20 protein-coding genes are annotated in these 18,765 nt (G+C 57.9%); 9 read left to right on the top strand and 11 right to left on the bottom strand.

Annotation, left to right across the window (positions count from 1 at the left end; translation table 11 throughout):
* Positions 1 to 51: 51 nt before the first annotated feature.
* The 5 genes from dacA to MXF20_RS00265 all read left to right on the top strand — a co-directional run bounded on the left by dacA (position 52) and on the right by MXF20_RS00265 (position 4,682).
* Positions 52 to 1,263 carry a D-alanyl-D-alanine carboxypeptidase DacA gene (gene dacA / locus MXF20_RS00285; protein ID WP_021508587.1) on the top strand — a complete coding sequence of 404 codons (1,212 nt, stop codon included), beginning with the start codon at positions 52 to 54 and terminating at the stop codon, positions 1,261 to 1,263.
* A gap of 93 nt (positions 1,264 to 1,356) precedes the next feature.
* On the top strand, positions 1,357 to 1,620 hold the full coding sequence (gene ybeD / locus MXF20_RS00280) for a DUF493 family protein YbeD (protein WP_010618866.1): 264 nt from the start codon (positions 1,357 to 1,359) through the stop codon (positions 1,618 to 1,620).
* Positions 1,621 to 1,689: 69 nt separating this feature from the next.
* On the top strand, positions 1,690 to 2,340 hold the full coding sequence (lipB, locus tag MXF20_RS00275; RefSeq protein ID WP_325966992.1) for a lipoyl(octanoyl) transferase LipB: 651 nt from the start codon (positions 1,690 to 1,692) through the stop codon (positions 2,338 to 2,340).
* Positions 2,341 to 2,516: 176 nt separating this feature from the next.
* Positions 2,517 to 3,482: a lipoyl synthase gene (gene lipA / locus MXF20_RS00270; protein WP_058781252.1), complete on the top strand. Its 966-nt coding sequence runs from the start codon at positions 2,517 to 2,519 to the stop codon at positions 3,480 to 3,482.
* 156 nt (positions 3,483 to 3,638) lie between these two features.
* Positions 3,639 to 4,682 (top strand): hypothetical protein, encoded by a 1,044-nt coding sequence (locus tag MXF20_RS00265; RefSeq protein WP_325966990.1) that lies wholly within the window; start codon positions 3,639 to 3,641, stop codon positions 4,680 to 4,682.
* A gap of 79 nt (positions 4,683 to 4,761) precedes the next feature.
* Here the strand turns inward: MXF20_RS00265 and tatE are convergent, their stop codons facing one another.
* The 6 genes from tatE to MXF20_RS00235 form a co-directional block, all read right to left on the bottom strand.
* Complete coding sequence (tatE, locus tag MXF20_RS00260; RefSeq protein ID WP_325966988.1) at positions 4,762 to 4,965, bottom strand: twin-arginine translocase subunit TatE; 204 nt, start codon at positions 4,963 to 4,965, stop codon at positions 4,762 to 4,764.
* Positions 4,966 to 5,062: 97 nt separating this feature from the next.
* Positions 5,063 to 5,833: an amino acid ABC transporter ATP-binding protein gene (locus MXF20_RS00255; RefSeq protein ID WP_325966986.1), complete on the bottom strand. Its 771-nt coding sequence runs from the start codon at positions 5,831 to 5,833 to the stop codon at positions 5,063 to 5,065.
* Entirely contained in the window at positions 5,830 to 6,789 is a 960-nt protein-coding gene (locus tag MXF20_RS00250; RefSeq protein WP_325966985.1) for an amino acid ABC transporter permease, read from the bottom strand. Before MXF20_RS00250 ends, MXF20_RS00255 begins: the two co-directional genes overlap by 4 nt.
* Positions 6,786 to 7,673, bottom strand: a complete 888-nt coding sequence (locus MXF20_RS00245) for an ABC transporter substrate-binding protein (protein ID WP_325966982.1) — start codon at positions 7,671 to 7,673, stop codon at positions 6,786 to 6,788. The genes MXF20_RS00250 and MXF20_RS00245 overlap by 4 nt, the downstream gene beginning before the upstream one ends.
* Positions 7,674 to 7,695: 22 nt before the next feature.
* On the bottom strand, positions 7,696 to 8,490 hold the full coding sequence (locus MXF20_RS00240; RefSeq protein WP_325966979.1) for a deaminated glutathione amidase: 795 nt from the start codon (positions 8,488 to 8,490) through the stop codon (positions 7,696 to 7,698).
* Between the two features lie 2 nt (positions 8,491 to 8,492).
* Positions 8,493 to 9,452, bottom strand: coding sequence for a nitrate ABC transporter substrate-binding protein (locus MXF20_RS00235; protein WP_325966978.1), 960 nt, complete (start codon positions 9,450 to 9,452; stop codon positions 8,493 to 8,495).
* A 136-nt stretch (positions 9,453 to 9,588) separates the two neighbouring features.
* Between MXF20_RS00235 and MXF20_RS00230 the strand changes: the two genes are divergently transcribed.
* Positions 9,589 to 10,944 (top strand): aminotransferase class I/II-fold pyridoxal phosphate-dependent enzyme, encoded by a 1,356-nt coding sequence (locus MXF20_RS00230; RefSeq protein ID WP_325966977.1) that lies wholly within the window; start codon positions 9,589 to 9,591, stop codon positions 10,942 to 10,944.
* On the opposite strand, the gene MXF20_RS00225 is transcribed toward MXF20_RS00230, so the two are convergent.
* From MXF20_RS00225 to pagP, 3 genes are all read right to left on the bottom strand, one after another.
* Complete coding sequence (locus MXF20_RS00225; RefSeq protein ID WP_325966975.1) at positions 10,928 to 11,353, bottom strand: GNAT family N-acetyltransferase; 426 nt, start codon at positions 11,351 to 11,353, stop codon at positions 10,928 to 10,930. The genes MXF20_RS00230 and MXF20_RS00225 overlap by 17 nt on opposite strands.
* Before the next feature lie 358 nt (positions 11,354 to 11,711).
* Positions 11,712 to 11,921 (bottom strand): transcription antiterminator/RNA stability regulator CspE, encoded by a 210-nt coding sequence (cspE, locus tag MXF20_RS00220; RefSeq protein WP_010615627.1) that lies wholly within the window; start codon positions 11,919 to 11,921, stop codon positions 11,712 to 11,714.
* 150 nt (positions 11,922 to 12,071) lie between these two features.
* Entirely contained in the window at positions 12,072 to 12,644 is a 573-nt protein-coding gene (gene pagP, locus MXF20_RS00215; protein ID WP_418936818.1) for a lipid IV(A) palmitoyltransferase PagP, read from the bottom strand.
* 957 nt (positions 12,645 to 13,601) lie between these two features.
* On the opposite strand from pagP, the gene MXF20_RS00210 reads away from it, so the two are divergent.
* Together MXF20_RS00210 and MXF20_RS00205 are read left to right on the top strand one after the other, a co-directional pair.
* On the top strand, positions 13,602 to 13,847 hold the full coding sequence (locus tag MXF20_RS00210) for a hypothetical protein (RefSeq protein WP_325966973.1): 246 nt from the start codon (positions 13,602 to 13,604) through the stop codon (positions 13,845 to 13,847).
* A 102-nt stretch (positions 13,848 to 13,949) separates the two neighbouring features.
* Positions 13,950 to 15,032, top strand: a complete 1,083-nt coding sequence (locus tag MXF20_RS00205; protein WP_325966972.1) for a malate/lactate/ureidoglycolate dehydrogenase — start codon at positions 13,950 to 13,952, stop codon at positions 15,030 to 15,032.
* Between the two features lie 34 nt (positions 15,033 to 15,066).
* Here MXF20_RS00205 and gntT read toward each other — a convergent pair whose 3' ends face one another.
* The gene (gene gntT, locus MXF20_RS00200; RefSeq protein WP_021508602.1) at positions 15,067 to 16,383 is read right to left on the bottom strand and encodes a gluconate transporter; all 1,317 of its coding nucleotides are present in this window, start codon (positions 16,381 to 16,383) and stop codon (positions 15,067 to 15,069) included.
* A 277-nt stretch (positions 16,384 to 16,660) separates the two neighbouring features.
* Here gntT and MXF20_RS00195 point away from each other — a divergent pair, with 277 nt between their 5' ends.
* On the top strand, positions 16,661 to 17,806 hold the full coding sequence (locus tag MXF20_RS00195; protein ID WP_325967913.1) for an iron-containing alcohol dehydrogenase: 1,146 nt from the start codon (positions 16,661 to 16,663) through the stop codon (positions 17,804 to 17,806).
* Positions 17,807 to 17,840: 34 nt separating this feature from the next.
* Here MXF20_RS00195 and MXF20_RS00190 read toward each other — a convergent pair whose 3' ends face one another.
* Positions 17,841 to 18,668: a Cof-type HAD-IIB family hydrolase gene (locus MXF20_RS00190; protein WP_325967912.1), complete on the bottom strand. Its 828-nt coding sequence runs from the start codon at positions 18,666 to 18,668 to the stop codon at positions 17,841 to 17,843.
* Positions 18,669 to 18,765: the final 97 nt, after the last annotated feature.

Here is an 18,765-nt window from a genome sequence, read left to right as displayed (position 1 = left end):
TAGTAAGGCACTTTTTTCACTCTTAACCCCACGGATGTTGTAGTCCTGAACATGAATACGCTGAAACCTTCTCGTTTTCTGAAACGCCTGACAGTGGGATCACTGGTCGCTCTTTCTCTCAGCCACGTTGCCTTTGCAGATGATGTTAATCTGAAAACCATGATTCCGGGCGTGCCGGACATCGATGCCGAAGCTTACGTGCTGATCGACTATAACTCCGGCAAAGTGCTGGCAGAAAAGAACGCTGACGCGCGCCGCGATCCGGCCAGTCTGACCAAAATGATGACCAGCTACGTCATCGGCCAGGCGGTCAAAGCGGGCAAAATCCATCAGGATGATATCGTTACCGTCGGTAAAGATGCCTGGGCCACCGGCAATCCGGTGTTCAAAGGCTCTTCGCTGATGTTCCTCAAGCCGGGCGATCGCGTACCGGTCTCCCAGCTGACGCGCGGTATCGTGCTGCAATCCGGTAATGACGCCTGCGTGGCGATGGCCGATTATGTTGCCGGCAGCCAGGACGCGTTCGTTAACCTGATGAACAACTATGTGGGTGCACTGGGCCTGAAAAATACCCATTTCCAGACCGTGCACGGTCTGGATGCTGACGGCCAGTACAGCACGGCGCGTGATATGGCGCTGATTGGTCAGGCGCTGATTCGCGACGTGCCGGATGAGTACGCGGTCTACAGAGAGAAAGAGTTCACCTTTAATAACATCCGCCAGATGAACCGTAACGGCCTGCTGTGGGATACCAGCCTGAACGTCGACGGCATCAAAACCGGCCACACCGAAGCTGCCGGTTATAACCTGGTGGCATCAGCGACCGAAGGCCAGATGCGTCTGATCTCGGCGGTGATGGGCGGTCACACTTTTAAAGGCCGTGAAACCGAAAGTAAAAAGCTGCTGACCTGGGGCTTCCGCTTCTTCGAAACCGTGGCACCTCTGAAAGCGGGCAAAGAGTTTGCCTCTGAGCCGGTATGGTTCGGTAACAGCGATCGCGTGCAGCTCGGCGTGGAAAAAGATGCCTACCTGACGATTCCGCGCGGCCGCATGAAAGATCTCAAGGCCAGCTATGTACTGAACAATACCGAACTGCACGCGCCGCTGCAGAAAAACCAGGTGGTGGGCAGCATCAATTTCCAGCTGGATGGTAAAACCATTGAACAACGTCCGCTGGTGGTGCTGAACGAAGTGCAGGAAGGCGGTTTCTTCAGCCGCATCATCGACTATATCAAACTGATGTTCCATCACTGGTTCGGCTAAGGCGCGCTTGAAAAATCGCCAATCCGTCCCCAGATAAGCTACTATATTGCTCCCGCTTCGGCGGGAGCCTGTTTTTTATGCACCGGAGTTAATATGAAAACCAAACTGAATGAACTGCTCGAATTCCCGACGCCTTTTACCTACAAAGTGATGGGCCTGGCGCAACCGGAGCTGGTTGATCAAGTGGTTGAAGTGGTGCAGCGTCATGCGCCCGGCGACTACAGCCCTGACGTAAAGCCCAGCAGCAAAGGCAATTATCACTCGGTCTCGATCACCATTAACGCGACCCACATTGAACAGGTGGAAACCCTGTACGAAGAGCTGGGCAACATCGAAATCGTGCGCATGGTGCTGTAATGCTGACGCTGGTAAAGGCCACTTTGCCAGCGTTATACTCTGCCCTCCACCCGCTACCGGACTTCTGCTTTGTCTGCTAATACGCTTCTTGTTCGTCAGCTTGGCCAGCGCGACTGGCAGCCCGTCTCCGATGCCATGCATCACTTTACCGATCGGCGCGACAGCGCCACCGCCGATGAAATCTGGCTGGTGGAACACCCTGCGGTGTTTACTCAGGGCCAGGCGGGCAAAGCCGAACATCTGCTGGTGCCCGGTGATATTCCGGTGGTACAGAGCGATCGCGGCGGCCAGGTAACCTATCACGGTCCGGGCCAGCAGGTGATGTATGTACTGATTGACGTTAAACGCCGCAAGCTGGGCGTGCGCGAGTTGGTGACGGCGCTGGAAGAGACGGTGATCGCCACGCTGGCCGATTACGCCATCAGCGCGCGCGCGCGCGCGGATGCGCCCGGCGTCTATGTCGATGAGGCCAAGATCTGTTCGCTCGGCCTGCGCATTCGCAAAGGCTGCTCGTTTCACGGACTGGCGCTCAACGTGGCGATGGATTTGTCGCCCTTCCTGCGCATCAATCCCTGCGGCTATGCCGGCATGCAGATGACGCAAATCAGCGCGTTCCAGCCTGGGGTTACGCCAGCGGATGTACAGCCGCGCCTGGTGCAGCATTTCGCGCGCCTGACCGGCTTTACCGACACGGAATGGCACAATGAAGCCACGAACTGACCTTGACTGTACGTGCGTATTTACAAAATTGTAACTTCTGCCACCGCTTATCGGCTGCTTCTGCCCCGGCGAGATGATATAATTTTTGCAATTTTTTCAAATAAAGTTGAAAGCCTGGTTCTCAGTTTGAGTGAGGAAGCTTTCAAATCGCAATCCCGACCGGAACCTGCAGATTTATGAGTAAACCAATTCAGATGGAACGTGGCGTCAAGTATCGCGATGCCGACAAAATGGCGCTGATTCCGGTAAAAACCGTGGTCACCGAGCGTCAGGAAATCCTGCGTAAGCCGGAGTGGATGAAGATCAAACTGCCCGCGGATTCCAGCCGCATTCAGGGCATCAAAGCGGCGATGCGTAAAAACGGCCTGCACTCGGTGTGTGAAGAGGCCTCCTGCCCTAACCTCGCCGAATGCTTCAACCACGGCACCGCCACCTTCATGATCCTCGGTGCCATCTGTACCCGTCGCTGCCCGTTCTGCGATGTGGCACACGGTCGCCCGAATGCACCGGATGCCAACGAGCCGCTGAAGCTGGCGCAAACCATCGCCGATATGGCGCTGCGCTATGTGGTGATCACCTCGGTGGACCGTGACGATCTGCGTGACGGCGGTGCACAGCACTTTGCCGACTGCATCAGCGCCATCCGCGAAAAAAGCCCGAGCATTAAAATTGAAACGCTGGTGCCAGACTTCCGCGGCCGTATGGATCGCGCGCTGGAGATCCTCACGGCGACTCCGCCGGATGTGTTCAACCACAACCTGGAAAACGTACCGCGCGTCTATCGCCAGGTGCGTCCGGGTGCCAACTATGAGTGGTCGCTGAAGCTGCTGGAGCGTTTTAAAGAGGCGCATCCGGACGTGCCGACCAAATCCGGTCTGATGGTCGGTCTCGGGGAAACCAATGCGGAAATCATCGAGGTGATGCGCGATCTGCGTCGCCACGGTGTCACCATGCTGACCCTCGGCCAGTATCTGCAGCCAAGCCGTCACCATCTGCCGGTGCAGCGTTACGTCAGCCCGGCGGAGTTCGATGAGATGAAAGAAGAAGCGCTGGCGATGGGCTTCACCCATGCGGCCTGCGGTCCCTTCGTCCGCTCGTCTTATCACGCGGACATGCAGGCCAAAGGCCTGGAAGTGAAGTAATTCCCTGCAGCGATTGCGCCCTTCCGCGGCGCAATCGCAAAATTTCTGCTTAAACCGCTTAATCCCTGTCTCAAATCTGTCGCTTTAACCGCTGAGGCCATAAGAGCCTGTTTATTATTTTTTATTTTCTCAGTGTTTTTTTATAAAGGTCAGATTATGCAACCATCCTTTCATATCGATGAGCTCGAGGTTATGCGAGCGGCGGATGTGTCAGGTCCATCCTCTGGTATACCGCGAAGCGGCGCGTCTGGCGAAAGCCTGGATGCGCTAAAAGCGCGCACCACGCCCATGGATATCACCAATCCGTTCGTGACGCCCCATGCGTCGTGCGAACTGGCGTTTCTTGCAACCGCCATCAGCATCGACCATCGCTACGACGAAATTCATCTGCAACTGCCGCAAAGCGTACAGCCTGCGCCCGCGCCGGCGCTGCCGTTCACCGCGCTGCGCAGCGTAACGCCGGATGAAATGCCGTTGCTGCCGACGGCGCAGCCGCTGTGGTCAGCGCCGTCGGCCGTCGGCGAGAATGTCTGGCACAGCCTGCCTGAAGTTCCGGCGTTCAGCCCGGCGCTGCCGCTGGTCGGCGCGCTGCCTGCGGCATTGTATCTGGCAGAAGGTCAGACGCTGCATCCGCAGCAGCACCACGCACCCGTCGCACAGCATTCGGTCAGCCTGCCTGAGGTTGCCACGCCGCGCGCACTGCCGCAGCACGACTTTGCCGTACAGTACGATGACAGCGGTGAGCCGCAAATGTTTAGCGGCGTGCTACCCGCGGGCGCTCAGGTCCATATCTATATTGATAATGTGCTGATCGAGGTGATGACTGGTGACGAACAGGGTCACTGGCAGTTTGCCCAGCCAGCAGACCTGAGCGCGGCACAGCATGTTTTCAGCGCCGAGTTGGTTGATCAGCAGGGCAACGTCAGCGGCCGTTACAATAAGCTGATTACCGTGCTGCCGCAGCCGGCTGCCGTTATCACGCCGATTGATGACAGCGATCTCAGCGCCATTGATATCGCACTGATTGAACTGGCAACCCAGCAGGATGATATTGCTCCTGCCATTCTGCCGCTGACCTTCAGCGACGCGTGGCTGAACGAGTGGCACAGCGCGGACAGCGCCATGCTGGCCAGCAGTGACCTCGGTGGTATGCGATTAACGTGGGATGAGCCAGCAGAAAGCCATATCGTCTGGCATTAAAAACTAAAAACCAGACTGCGGCAGTCTGGTTTTTTTCAGGGTAATAAATATTTACACTTATTGACGTTCAGCGCAGAGATTACTCTTTATGGCCGACGCGGTCAGCAGGCGTTTCTTCGGCGCTGCTTTTGGTTGCGGTGGATTCATCATCTTTCATGGCTTTTTTGAAGCCCTTGATTGCGGAACCCAGATCGCCACCCAGTGAACGTAACTTGTTGGTGCCAAAAAGCAGTACGATAAGCGCACCGATGATCAGCAGTTTGGCAATACTGATACCTTCCATATTTTACCTTTCAACCTTCGCGAAAAACGGACAGGACTATTAACGCGCAGTTATTCAGCACGCTCAACTGCAATCTGTAACAGAGTGAGATCCCCGTTCAGATAAAGCGGCTGAGAAACGCCTGAGTGCGCGGATGCTGCGGATTGCCAATCACCTGCTCCGGCGGGCCCTGTTCTACCACCACGCCGCCATCCATAAACACCACGCGGTCCGCGGCTTCACGCGCAAAGCCAATTTCATGCGTCACCACAATCATGGTCAGGCCGCGATCGGCCAGCGTGCGCATGGTGGCCAGCACTTCACCCACCAGCTCCGGATCCAGCGCCGAGGTCGGTTCATCGAACAGCATCAGCAGCGGTTTAATTGCCAGCGCACGGGCAATCGCCACGCGCTGCTGCTGACCCCCTGACAGATGACGCGGCCAGGCGTCCGCTTTATCGCTCATGCCGACCGTCGCCAGCAATTCGCGCGCATGCTGCAGCGCTTCATCGCGTGGAAACTTGTGCACGCCAATCGGCGCCTCAACGATGTTTTGCAGCACCGTCATGTGCGGATAGAGATTGAACTGCTGAAACACCATGCCGATTTTCTGCCGCTGATGGGCAATTTTCCGCGCCGACAGGCGATGCAGCAGGCCGCGTTTCATTGCATAGCCAATCTGCTCGTCGCCCACCCTAATTGAGCCGGCATTCATCTCTTCAAGATGATTAATGCAGCGCAGAAAGGTGGATTTGCCCGAGCCGGATGGCCCGAGAATCACCACCACTTCGCCCGGAAACACATCGAGATCGATGCCTTTGAGCACCGCGTTATCACCGAAGCTCTTTTGCACATTACGCGCACAGACCAGCGGCTGCACTTCACTCATACGTCCTCCTTCAGGCGAGTCGCCGTGGCCAGCGCCGTGTCGCGGCTGGCGCGCCGCTTGTTCACCACCACGGTGCGTTTACTGCCGCGCGCGTAGTAGCGCTCGATGGCGGACTGTCCGACGTTGAGGATCGAGGTAATCAGCAGATACCAGATCACCGCCACCATCAGCATCGGGATGATTTCAAAGGTGCGGTTATACACCGCCTGCACCGAATAGAGCAGATCGCCCATGGCGATGACGCTCACCAGCGACGTGGCTTTGATCATGCTGATCAGCTGGTTACCGGTCGGCGGGATAATGGCGCGCATCGCCTGTGGAATGATGATACGCCGCAGCGCGCGACTGCGGCTCATGCCAAACGCCTGAGTGGTTTCCACCTGGCCGTGATCGACCGACAGCAGGCCGGCACGGATAATTTCTGCCATGTAGGCAGCCTCATTGAGCGCCAGACCGGCGATGGCGGCGGTCAGCGGCGTGATCAGATCGTTGGTGTTCCAGCTGGCAAAGGTGATATCGGTCCACGGCACGGTGATCGACAGCGTGGGAAACAGCGTCGACAGGTTGTACCAGAATATCAGCTGTACCAGCAGCGGCGTACCGCGAAAGAACCAGATGTAGAGCGCCGATACGCCGCTCAGCAGTTTATTTTCCGACAACCGCCACACCGCCAGCAGCAGCCCCAGCAGGGTGCCCAGCACCATCGACACCACCGTCAGCCCGAGCGTCACCTGCAGCCCTTTCAGCACCGAGCCTTCGGTAAACCACTGCAGCACCACGTGCCACTCGAAATTGGGATTGGTCGCCACCAGCCACAGTCCATTCGCCGCCAGCGTCAGGACCACAATCCAGCTGATCCAGCGTCCGTACGCCGGCGCGCTGCGGGCAAAAGCAACGTCGCGCTGCGCCACGTCAGCCTGATCCGTGGCGCGCGCGTTGTGGCCAACGCCACTCATTTTACCGTCTCCTGCGCCAGATTACGTCCCGGCTGCGGCAGCATGTTGCCGTCCAGCTGCCACTTTTTCATGATGGCCGCGTAGGTGCCGTTGGCGAACAGCTCTTTATAGGCATCCAGCACCACCTCGCCCAGCGGCGAGCCTTTGGGGACGACCGTGCCCTGGAAAATATCGCCAAAGCCGTTTTTCTGCCCCTGCCCCGACAGCTCAAGCTGCCCCTGCGCCTGCTCAATAAAGTAGGTCAGCGGCGCCTGCGAGGAGAAGAATGCATCGGAACGCTTCGAACGCACCGCCAGTATCGACGACGGCTGATCGGTAAAGGACTGCACCACCACCGCCGGTTTGCCCGCAGCCTCGCAGGCGGCGGATTGCTTACGGATCACCTGCTCCGCCGAGCCGGCCGCCATCACCGCGATGCGCTTGCCACAGGTATCCGCCAGGCCGTTGATGTGCGCCGGATTCCCCTTTTGCACGCCGAACACCACAAACTCCTGCACGTAGTCGATAAAGTCGACTTTCTGCTGGCGATCCGGATAGTCGCCGATCGGCCCGATGGCCATCTGATAGCGCCCTGAATTGATGCCGGCCAGCACGCCGGAGAGACCGCTGACCGTTGCGTGTTCGATTTTCACGCCCAGCAACTGGCCCAGTGCCACGGTAAGGTCGGCCGACGCGCCATCCATTGCGTGCGGCCCGTTGACGATCTCATACGGCGGAAACGAGCCGTTATTTACCGAGATCATTTTGCCTGCCTGTTTAATCTGCGCCGGCAGCCGATCGTGCAGCGCCGCATCCATTTTTTGCGTGGGAATGGCGTCCGCTGCCTGCGCGCAGCTCACCGTCAGGCCGGTCGCCAGCGCGATGGCGGTTAAAAGCGTTTTCATCAGTCAGTTTCCCCCTGGCAGGTTAAAGTGATTGCAGTTCCGGACGGGCAAAGCGGCGATTTTCCAGTACCGGCAACACGCTGCGCGCGTAAGCGATGCGCGCTGGATCGAGTTCGGCAAACACCAGTGCAGCACACTCTGGCGCCTTAGCAATGACTACGCCGAGCGGATCGATCACCAGACTGTTACCAATGTTGCGCGGTCCGCACTCGCCCACCGCCACCATGTAGCAGGTGTTTTCCAGCGCGCGCGCACTGGTCAGCAGCTCCCAGTGCATCTCCTTGAGCGGCCCTTTAACCCAGGCGGAAGGCAGCACCAAAACGTCGGCGCCGTCCAGCACCAGCCGGCGCGCCAGCTCGGGAAAGCGCACGTCGTAGCAGGTCATCAGGCCGACGTTCATGCCAGCCACCTTAACCAGCGGCGGCACGTCATTGCCCGGATTGACGCGCTGCGACTCCTGCATGGCGAAAGCATCGTACAGATGCAGCTTGACGTACTGCGCAATGATTTCACCGTTGCGCAGGGCAATCAGCACGTTGTGCGCTTTGTTATCCTGCGTCGGCACGTGCACGCTCATCATGGTGGTCAGCGCGTTACCTCTGCTGATCTCCAGCAGCTGCGTGACAAACGGCCCGTCGAGTGGCTGAGCGGCTTTTAATACCAGATCGGGATCGGCGATATCACGCGCCAGTACGCCTTCCGGCAACACCAGCAGATCGGCGCCCGCCGCCAGCGCATCCTGCATCAGGCCGCGACAAATGGCGGTGTTTTCCTGCCAGTCACGGCTCACGGCAAACTGCCCCATGGCTACTTTCATCTTCACTCCCCTCTGGCCGCCGCCGGGAAAATCTCCTCGGGCGTGAGCAACGTTGTGGTTAAGCCCTGCTGATACAGCTCACGGGCAAAGTCGGCAATCATCCTTTTGTTAGCGGTAAATCCGTTCTGATTCCAGTCGGCAGGTAATTCCTGCGCGGTGCGTCGCAAATCATCCAGCAGCCACGGCGTGGTATCCGCGTACTTCTCGCGTTTACGCATCCACAGCTGATACGCCCGATCGATCACCTCACTCAGCGCCTGCGGCAGCCACGGATGTGCGGCCGCCAGCGCCGGCTTCAGCGCCAGCAGATGAATACCGGGCACATAGCCGACGCGGTTGAAGTAATCGCGCTCGGCGCTGACGAAATCCTCCTGCAGCTGACGCAGACCAGAATCCTTCAGGAAAAAGCCCTCAGGCATAAACGGCGTGAACACCGCATCCAGCTCGCCGGCCTTTAACAGCTCAATCAGCGGACGCTCGTCCGGGGCCGGTTCAATGCGCCCCGGGCGGCCAAATCCCGCCAGCCGATCGACAACCGGATGGTCAGCGGTCAGGCGTCCGGCAAACCAGAATGCGTCGTCAATCCCGACGCCGGCTTCGCGCAGCACGGTGCGCGTCCAGGTATTGCCCGAATCCTGCCAGCCGGTGACGCCAATTTTTTTGCCTTTCAGCTGGGCCGGCGTGGTCAGCGGACTGGCGGCGGTCGTGATGATGCAGCGCTGGCGAAAGCCGCGCATCAGAAAGTGCGGCAGGCCCAGCAGTGACGTGTCGCCGCGCGCCCGCGCCTGTGCATAGCGGCTGAATGATACTTCACCGCCTTCGTAGTGTTCGCTGCTGGCCAGGTTATCCACCAGCGTGCCTACGCGGTCTATGACCAGCCTGAAGCCCTCCGGCTGGATATCGCCCAGCGCCAGCGGGGTGAAGTAGTCCCAGTCACGCACCGCCAGTCTGATTGTGATCATCGTTGTGCTTCCCCGTTTGTTCAGCCGCCACGCTGGCGCTGTGCATTTTTTCCGCAAATTGTGCTTGAATTTGAGTCTAAAACGCGAATACTAATCTGAACAATCATTTCTTTGTTACTGAACAAATTATTTTCTTATGGCACACATTGTGGATGCAGAATGGCTCAGCCAGCAGATTAGCGATGCTTCGGTGAAAGGTATTACCCTCGCCGCGTCGACCTTGATTCGTGACGGGCAGATCGCTGTGGGCATGCAGATGCCCGCGGTGCGCGACCTGGCGGAGCGGCTGGGCGTAAGCCCGGCGACGGTGTCGGCGGCCTGGGCGCAGCTGAAAAAGCAGAAGGTGCTGGCGGGCAAAGGGCGCAGCGGTGTCTGGGTGTGCGGCAATAGCGTCATGCCGCGCCCGATCCGCTTTGAGAAAATTGGCAACTACGGTGAAAACGTCAAAGCCGCGCTGGCGATGGCCGGGCCCGATCCGGCGCTGCTGCCGGACCTGCGCCAGGCAATGCTGGCCGGGCTGGCGTCACCGCAGCTGAACAGCTATCAGCGTGAGGCGATATCGCCACAGCTGCAGGCGGCGATCGCGCCACGCTGGCCCTGTCCGGCGGAAGCCTGGCTGGCAACTGACGGTGGCTTTGATGCCATGAACCTGATCGTGCAGACGCTGCTGTCGCCCGGCGATCGGGTGGTGATCGAAGATCCCACCGCGACGCGTCTGCTGGATATGCTCGACAACATCGGGGCGGAAATCCTGCCGCTGCCGTGTGATGAGCAGGGACCGCTGCCTGCGGTACTGGCAACACACCTGCAGAAAGCGCCGGCCTTGTTCATTTACCAGCCGCGCACCCACTCCGCGACCGGTTACAGCGTCAGCCAGCAGCGCAGCGCGGAGCTGGCGCAGGTGCTGGCCAGCAGCAGCACCATCATTGTTGAGGATGACGGCATTGGCGACCTGTCGCGCTGGCCGGTGTGGAGTCTCGGCCGTTACTATCCGCAGCGTACGCTACACGTGCACTCGTTCTCCAAAGCCTACGGGCCGGACCTGCGGCTGGCGGTGCTATCCGGCACGGCTGAGATGGTGAAACGGCTGCAGTCGTGGCGTAATTTCGGCGTCAGCTGGACCAGCCGTATTCTGCAGGATGCGGTGGCGTGGATGCTGAGCGATGCGCCCACTCAGCAGGGCATACAGCAGGCCAAAGCCACTTATGCCGCGCGCCGTCAGCAGCTGCTGGCGGCCCTGGCACGGCGCGGGCTGGTGCTGGAAGATCGCGACGGGCTGAGCGTGATGCTGCCGGTGGCGTCAGAGCAGTATGCGATGATCACCCTCGCCGCACGGGGCATTGCGGTGCTGCCGGGGGAGCGCTGCAGCATCAACAGCGGGCAGTTCATCCGCGTCAGCATCGCGCGGCTGCCGGCCGACCAGCTCGACAGCATCGCCGATGCGCTGGTAATTGCCTGCGGGCGCGAGCTGAATATCAGCCCAGATCTTTGATGTGATAGCGCGGCGATTCAACGTAGCCCTCGCGCGCGTAAAACTGGTTGGCTTTGAGACGCGAGGCATGGCAATGCACTTCCATGCGATCGCAACCCCGGGCGCGCGCCAGCTGCTCGGCGTGATTCAGCAGCTGCTGACCGCTGCCTTTGCTGCGCTCGCCTTCAGCGATGCAGAAATAGCTGATGCGCGCGAAATCGCCCGCTAATGCCAGCTGCGGAATAAAGTGCAGCGAAAGAAATCCCAGCACCTGATTGCCGTGTTCCGCCACCAGCAGCGTCTCGTCCGGATGTGCGCACAGCTGCGCCAGGCGCCCGGTAATAAATTTTTCCGTGCCGCGATAACCCAGCTCGGTTAACAGCGCACTCAGGGCAAAGCTGTCTTTGGCTTGTGCTTCACGTATGTTCATCCTGCCTCCTCCGTTCCCTGACTGCTGTTATATAGCGTTGCCGGTAAAAAATCTGCAAGTAAGGTTTGTTATGAGTATGTTACAGGAATTATCTGTGAGCGACGCCGCACAATGTGCCTTGTCATGCCGCTGTCACGCAGGCTTAAGGCTGGCTTAATCTTGCTTTGCCATGCTGGCTTAAATGACGCAGCGAGGCATGACACATGAAAAATCTGGTACCGCACTGTTTGAATGAATGGCTGGCGCTGTCGCTCAGTATGCTGGTGATCGTCGCCTGGGCTTTTAGCTGGTGGCAGGGCTGAAAAAGGCACAAAAAAAACCCGCCATCAGGCGGGTTTTTAAAATTCTGACTGTTAACTTACAGAGCGGTAACGTTAGCAGCAGATGGGCCTTTAGCGCCGTCGGTGATTTCAAACTCTACACGCTGACCTTCAGCCAGAGTTTTGAAGCCGTTGCTCTGGATAGCAGAGAAGTGTACGAATACATCTTTGCTGCCATCTTCTGGAGTAATGAAACCGAATCCTTTGGACTCATTAAACCACTTAACGTTACCTTTGATCTTGGACATCTATATTACCTTTACATGAAAAATGGACACTAAACTGTGTCGGCATCTAGTACAGCAATTGCAGTGACATTTGTCCAGCGCGAATTGATGAAAAAGTGATAAATATCGATTTTTTCCATGCTCTTCACACTTTCTGCGCATCTTCAGCGATTAAAACTGAAACCGTAGCCAGGCAAAATAGACGTTGCCGTTATTATAAGTGCCTGGAATGTAAGTCATTTGAAAAGTTGCCGGGCCGTATCCAACCGATGCCAGCGGCAACACCAGCGGAACCGGGATGTATCTCCAGTTATCTCTGGCCGTCACGCCTGCGGTGTAACCGGCACCGAGGTGGAAATTCTGATCGTTCAGCGGTCGCCAGGTGGCCTCCCAGCCGTAGCCGGCAATCGGCTCCCACTTGTTAAATGAGTCTTTGAACACCATGGCATACAGGCCGTGCCAGTTGCCCTTTTCATCCCAGCGCGAAACGCCGCCGCCCGCGCCCCACGGCCGCTCATTGTACTTTTTGATGTGTTCATCATCGTAAGTAAAACGGTTGTGCCAGGTGATAGCCGGGATGTAAAGATCATAGTTTTGCGGTTGGTTCCAGGTTTGCGCGACGTTACCGGAGAAGGTGTTCCAGCCCGATTTGATCGCTTCGCCTGCGGTTGCCGCTGGTGCCGAAAAAGAGACCGATGAGGTCAAAATACAGCCGCAAAAGGCGGCAGAAATACGCCAGTTCACAACAATGCTTCCTGTTAAATCTTCCTGTATCGGACAGTCACCGCGCAGCACACTTTCTCGCCGCACCGCCCTGCCGTGAGTGAATGGCTGAAGCCGCAGACGCGTCATGCATACGCGCCACACCGGTGTCTCTCGCACCTGCCTTTACGGACAATCAGCTGGTTAATTTTACCTCACTGTGCGCCGATAGTCGAAACGGCAAATAAACAAAACGCAAAGGACAAAAGGTGCAGAAAATGCACTCCACTACAGATGATTACCCAAAGTGATTACTTAATATTCAGCAACTTATCCGTGAAAATTGATTACATGAATAAATTAATAAAATTTATCAATTGAACTGACCGTATGAATAAGATAAATCTCACGACTCCAGGACGGAGAAAGGAGGAACTGAGATGACAATTCGTTGCAGCCGCTGCGGTTGCGCCAAATTTTTTTATACAGTACCGGGCAGGGAAAACGCCGATGCTCCCGATCATCACGGTGCCTGTTGCGCCGCATGCGGTAAACCGATCAGCCTGCGCGATCTGATTCCGCTTTCATCCTCTTGCGCTGCGTCCGCCACCGGCCACGCCGAATCATGATATCAGGCACCCGGTGGGTGCCTGAACGCGTCAGAAAATCAGTTTAAACACGCCAGTAATCGTCAGTAAGCCGACAATAAAGATGATGGCGATGATCCACAGTATTATTTTCATAGTTCGCTCCTTCAGGATGAAAAATAACGCATCGTGCAATCAGTATAGATGATTATTCCGGCTTAGCGCGCTGCTGCGAGCCCGATCGCAGCCACCTGCCGTATACGGTGTCGCTTCAGATTATTTTCTGCGAGACGGGTCGCAGCTCACCGCTTTAGTCTGCGCCGGGCCGCACGCACAGCGTGAGGATTGTCTAAAATTACAGCGCCTGTAGCGGGCGCAATGGTTCGCTATGCCGACGCAACAAGGAGACGATATGAGCACGATTAATACCAGCATGGGTCGTTACAGCCTGAAGGCAAAGGATTATGGCAATCACATTCGTGGCAGCATTGCTATCAATGACGAAGGCGGTACGCAGCTCACCCTGCAAGAGTTTGAAGAGCACTATCTTGACGATGTCGTCAACAACGTTATTTATCCGATCACGGGTGGGAACCGTGAAATTGCACGCGCACTGCGTGAACAGATGGTTAAAGCCGGCTTCGAACAGCCGCACTGAGTACGTTGGGCCACGTGTTGTGGCCCTTTACCCGCCCTCACTTGCGGTTATTATGCATTTCAGCACAGGATGATCTCTTCCCCCAATAAGGAGATTAACCGCGTGACTCAACTGCATCGTGTTTCCCCTTCCCGTTTACATCAGTTTGTGCAAGCCATCTGGCTGCATGCCGGCAGCAGCGCCGACGAAGCGCGCCTGGTAGCCGACCATCTGGTGGCCGCCAACCTTGCAGGCCATGATTCCCACGGCGTTGGCATGATACCGAGCTATATGGCCTCGCTGACGCAGGGCTTTTTGCAGCTCAATCAGCACGTCAGCATCGAAAAAGATGCGGGTGCCGTAATGACCCTCAGCGGCCAGCAGGGCTTTGGCCAGGTGGCCGCGTACGAAGCCATGCAACTCGGCATCGAGCGGGCGAAAAAGTTTGGCCTTGCGGCGATCGGCCTGCACCACGCGCACCACATTGGCCGCATCGGGCACTGGGCGGAACAGTGTGCCGCGGCGGGCCTGGTTTCTTTTCATTTCGTGAATGTGATGGGCGATCCGATGGTGGCGCCGTTTAACGGCAGCGATCGCCGCTTCGGCACCAATCCGTTCTGCGCGGTGTTTCCGCGTCACAACGGCGAACCGCTGCTGCTGGACTTCGCCACCAGCGGCATTGCCTACGGGAAAACGCGCGTAGCGTACAACAAAGGTCAGCCGGTCGCGCCGGGCTATCTGATTGATGAACAGGGCCAGCCGACCACCGATCCGGGTGTAATGCATCAGTCGCCGTATGGCGCGCTGACCGCCTTCGGCCTGCACAAAGGCTATGCGCTGGCGACGATGTGCGAAATCCTCGGCGGTGCGCTGTCCGGCGGTCGCACCACGCATGACGCCACGCTGCTTACCAACACGGACGCCATTTTTAACGGCATGACCACTATAATTCTCGACCCCGCTGCGTTTGACGCACCGGCGATGCAGCAGGAAGCCGAAGAGTTTCTCGCGTGGGTCAGGCGTTCACCGCAAAGTGGTGAGGCGGAGATTCTGGTGCCGGGCGAATGGGAAACGCGCAACCGTGTTGAGCGCGAACGCGAAGGTATTCCGCTGGACAGCAACAGCTGGCAGCAAATTTGCGCGGCAGCCCAGCAGGCCGGCATGCCGGAGGATGAGCTGGCGGCCTTCCGCGCGTTAGCGCAGTAAGCCGCCGGGGCTGAGGCGCAGCGCCTCAGCCTGGTTACAGCGCAGCCGACAGCAACAGACAGCCCAGCAGACCGCACACTGAAATGATGGTTTCCAGCGCCGACCACGAGCGAATCGTTTCCCCGATAGTCAGGTTGAAGTACTCCTTGAACAGCCAGAAGCCCGGATCGTTCACGTGCGAGAAAATAACGCTGCCGGAGCCCACAGCAATCACCATCAGCTCCGGGCTGGCACCGCTGGTGGCAATCAGCGGCGCCACAATACCGCCAGCGGTGATCGCTGCCACCGTGGCAGATCCCAGCGCAATACGCAGTACCGCCGCAATCGACCACGCCATAAAGATCGGCGAGACGTTGGTTTCGTGCATCATGCCGGCGATGTATTTATCGACGCCGCTGTCCACCAGTACCTGCTTGAAGGCTCCGCCGCCGCCGATGATTAACAGCATCATGGCGATGATTTTGATCGAATCGGTGATGGTGCCCATCACCTCATCCATGCTGCGACCGCGATTAAGACCAAAGGTGAAGATGGCGATCAGCACAGCAATCAGCGTCGCCATGATCGGATCGCCAAAGAATTCCGCGTACGGCAGCAGCACATGGCCTTTCGGCAGCAGCATTTCGGCCACGGCGCGCAGCGCCATCAGGATCACCGGCACCAGCGCCGTCCACACGCTGACGCCAAAGCCAGGCATTTCCGCTTCGCTGAAGGTTTTCGGGTTCCACAGCCCTTCCGGAATCGGTTTATCAATGCCTTTCAGAAAACGCGCGTACACCGGACCGGCCAGAATCACCGTCGGGATCCCCAGCAGCGTACCGTACAGCAGGGTTTTGCCCATATCGGCATTAAACAACGTGGCGATGGCGGTCGGGCCCGGGTGCGGCGGCAGGAAGCCATGCGTCACCGATAAGGCTGCCGCCATCGGCACGCCGACATACAGCAGCGGCACGCGCGCCGACGCGGCGATACTGAACACCAGCGGCAGCATCAGCACGAAGCCGACTTCATAAAACAGCGCGAAGCCGACGGTGAAGCCGGTCAGCACCAGCGCCCACTGAATGTGTTTCTGACCGAATTTCTCAATCAGCGTGGTTGCAATACGCTGCGCACCGCCGCAGTCGGCCAGCAGTTTACCCAGCATCGCGCCAAAGCCCATGATCAGCGCCAGGCTGCCCAGGGTGCCGCCGACGCCGGTTTTGATCGATCCGATCACTTTATTGACCGGCATGCCCTGCATCATGCCCACCGCCAGTGCGACCAGAATCAGCGCGATAAAGCCGTTGAGTTTGAAGCGAATCATCAGCAGCAGCAGTAACGCCACGCCAATTGCCACATAGAGTAATGGCATAATTTTTCTCCACTTTTGCGCGCGGCGTTGTACCGGCAGCGGTTTGTTGTAATGGGACAAAGGGGTTATCAGTGCCAGATGTTTCAGAATACGACATCCTGTTACCGGTATCATGTTAAGGGTAACATTGACGGGAAAGCACCTGGTGCAGCGGGTGAATTTCTGTTTTGCGAAGGTGATCAACTTTTTGTCGGAGGGTTATCAGAATGTTTGCCCCGGAAGCGGCGCGGCTTTTGGTTACACTGAATGCTTTATGCCAACCGATAAGGATCTGCAGGTGAGTGAGCATCTGATTGAGCTGTACAGTAATCAACAAACCCTGTTTGGCCGTGGCAGCATCGACCGCCTGGTGCCGCTGCTGGCGGCAAATCCGCAGCCTACGCTGCTGTTCTGCGGCCGCTCATTTCTTAACAGCCCGGCGTGGACGCGTCTCGGCGCGACGCTGAACGATCACATTCTGGGCTATGAAATTGTCAGCCACGAAGCCTCACCGGACGAGATCGATAACTGGGTAACGCGCTGGCGCGGACACGTCGATCGCGTTGTCGCCATTGGCGGCGGCAGCGTGCTGGATGCGGCCAAAGCCTTCAGCGCCATGATGCAGCATCCGCTGAACATCGCGCGCTACCTGGAGAAAGTGGGTGACACGCCGGTGCAGGCGGTGACGCTGCCGCTGATCGCCATACCCACCACTGCCGGCACCGGCAGCGAGGTGACGCAGAATGCGGTGGTGACCGATCAGCAGCACATTAAGGTGAAAGCTTCGCTGCGCCATCCGGTGTTTGTGCCGCAGGTGGCGATTCTCGATCCCGATCTGCTCAAAGGGACGCCGGATCGCGTGCTGGCGACCTGCGCCATCGATGCCTTCACCCATCTCTTCGAGGCCTATCTGTCGCGCAAAGGAAACCTGTTCAGCCAGCAAAACGCCCTCAATGGTCTGCAGCTGTTCATGCAGGCGTGGCCGCACCTGCATCGCGATGACAGCCGCGGTGATGCGGCGCGTGAGGCGATGATGATGGCGTCGTGGCTTGGCGGCGTCAGCCTGAGCAGCGCGGGTTTGGGGGTGATTCACGGTATCGCCGGGGAACTGGGGGCCATCAAACCGTTCCATCACGGCGAAGTATGCGGTCGCCTGCTGTTCCCGTTCCTCGATGTGCTGGCTGAAAGCGCGCACCCCGAACAGCAGCGGTTGATGACGGCGCTGGCGGAACGCCTGCTGCCCGATGAAACGGCACCACCGGCGCTGGCGCTGAAAGCCTGGCTGCAGCAGCATGCCATCATGCCGTTCTGGCTGGAAGGACCAACGCTAACCGCAGATGAGGTCGAGTGGATTGTGGCGCGCGCCAACAGCAAAAACGGCTGGGTTGATTATGAGCCCGCCACGCTCACGGCGATGATTACCGCCGCGTGGCGCGTCGTCTGAGCCTTTCGGGCAGCGGATGCTGCCCGTTGCTTATTCAGCCAGCAAACGGCCCTTCTCCCGCCAGCATCTGCTCAATGACCTGCAGCACGCCTTCCTGATTATTCGACGCTGCGCCATAGCGTGCGGCGTCTTTTACCCGCTGCGGCGCATTGTGCATGGCAAAGCTGAAGCGCGACTGCACCAGCATCTCCAGATCGTTGCCGCCGTCGCCAAACGCCAGCACCTCATCGCTGCTGATGTTCCAGCGCTGCTGCAGCAAACGCAGGCCGTTAGCTTTGTGTAAGCCGGGCACAATCAAATCCACCGAGCCGTGCCCGCTGGAGGTCGCCGCTGCTGCGCCCTGATGCAGACGCTCAATATCGGCCATCAGAATATCGACATAATCATCGGAGAGATTCAGCGCAAACTTGAACAGCCGGTCATCGCCCACGTCAGCGAGGCTGTCGATCGCCCTGAGACGATGGCAGTAGTGACGCATTTTCACCAGCCACTGCTCGTCCATGGTGTTGAAGTGATAAGCACTGTTACGGCCGCAGAGGATATATTTCAGGTTGGGATAGTTACCGCGCTGCAGCGTATCCAGCACCGCATTGACATCCTCGCGGGAGAACGCGCCGCAGAATAACTCTTCATCACCCTCAAGGATCCACGCGCCATTTTCGGCAACAAAGGCGATTTCATGGGCAATGTCAGGAAAGAAGGATTTGAGCTGGTAATACTGATTGCCACTGGCGACCACAAATTTGATGCCGCGCCGCTTCATCTCCTGATAGCAGGCGTGAAAACGCGCCCGGTTGTACTGTTTTTTATCGTCGAGAAAGGTGCCGTCCATATCCACCGCCACCATTTTTACCACGGTCATCATGACTCCTTAACGCGTTGAAAGGAAAAACGGGTTGCCTACAGAATAACCTGGTGAGCAGCGAAAGCAGAGAGAAACACGGATGGCTTGCGCCATC

The sequence above is a fragment of the Pantoea dispersa genome, from assembly GCF_035783935.1.
GTDB classification, from domain to species: Bacteria; Pseudomonadota; Gammaproteobacteria; order Enterobacterales; family Enterobacteriaceae; genus Pantoea; species Pantoea dispersa_C.
The sequence above is the reverse complement of the archived record's forward strand: the minus strand, read 5'-3'. Positions and strand labels throughout refer to the sequence as shown.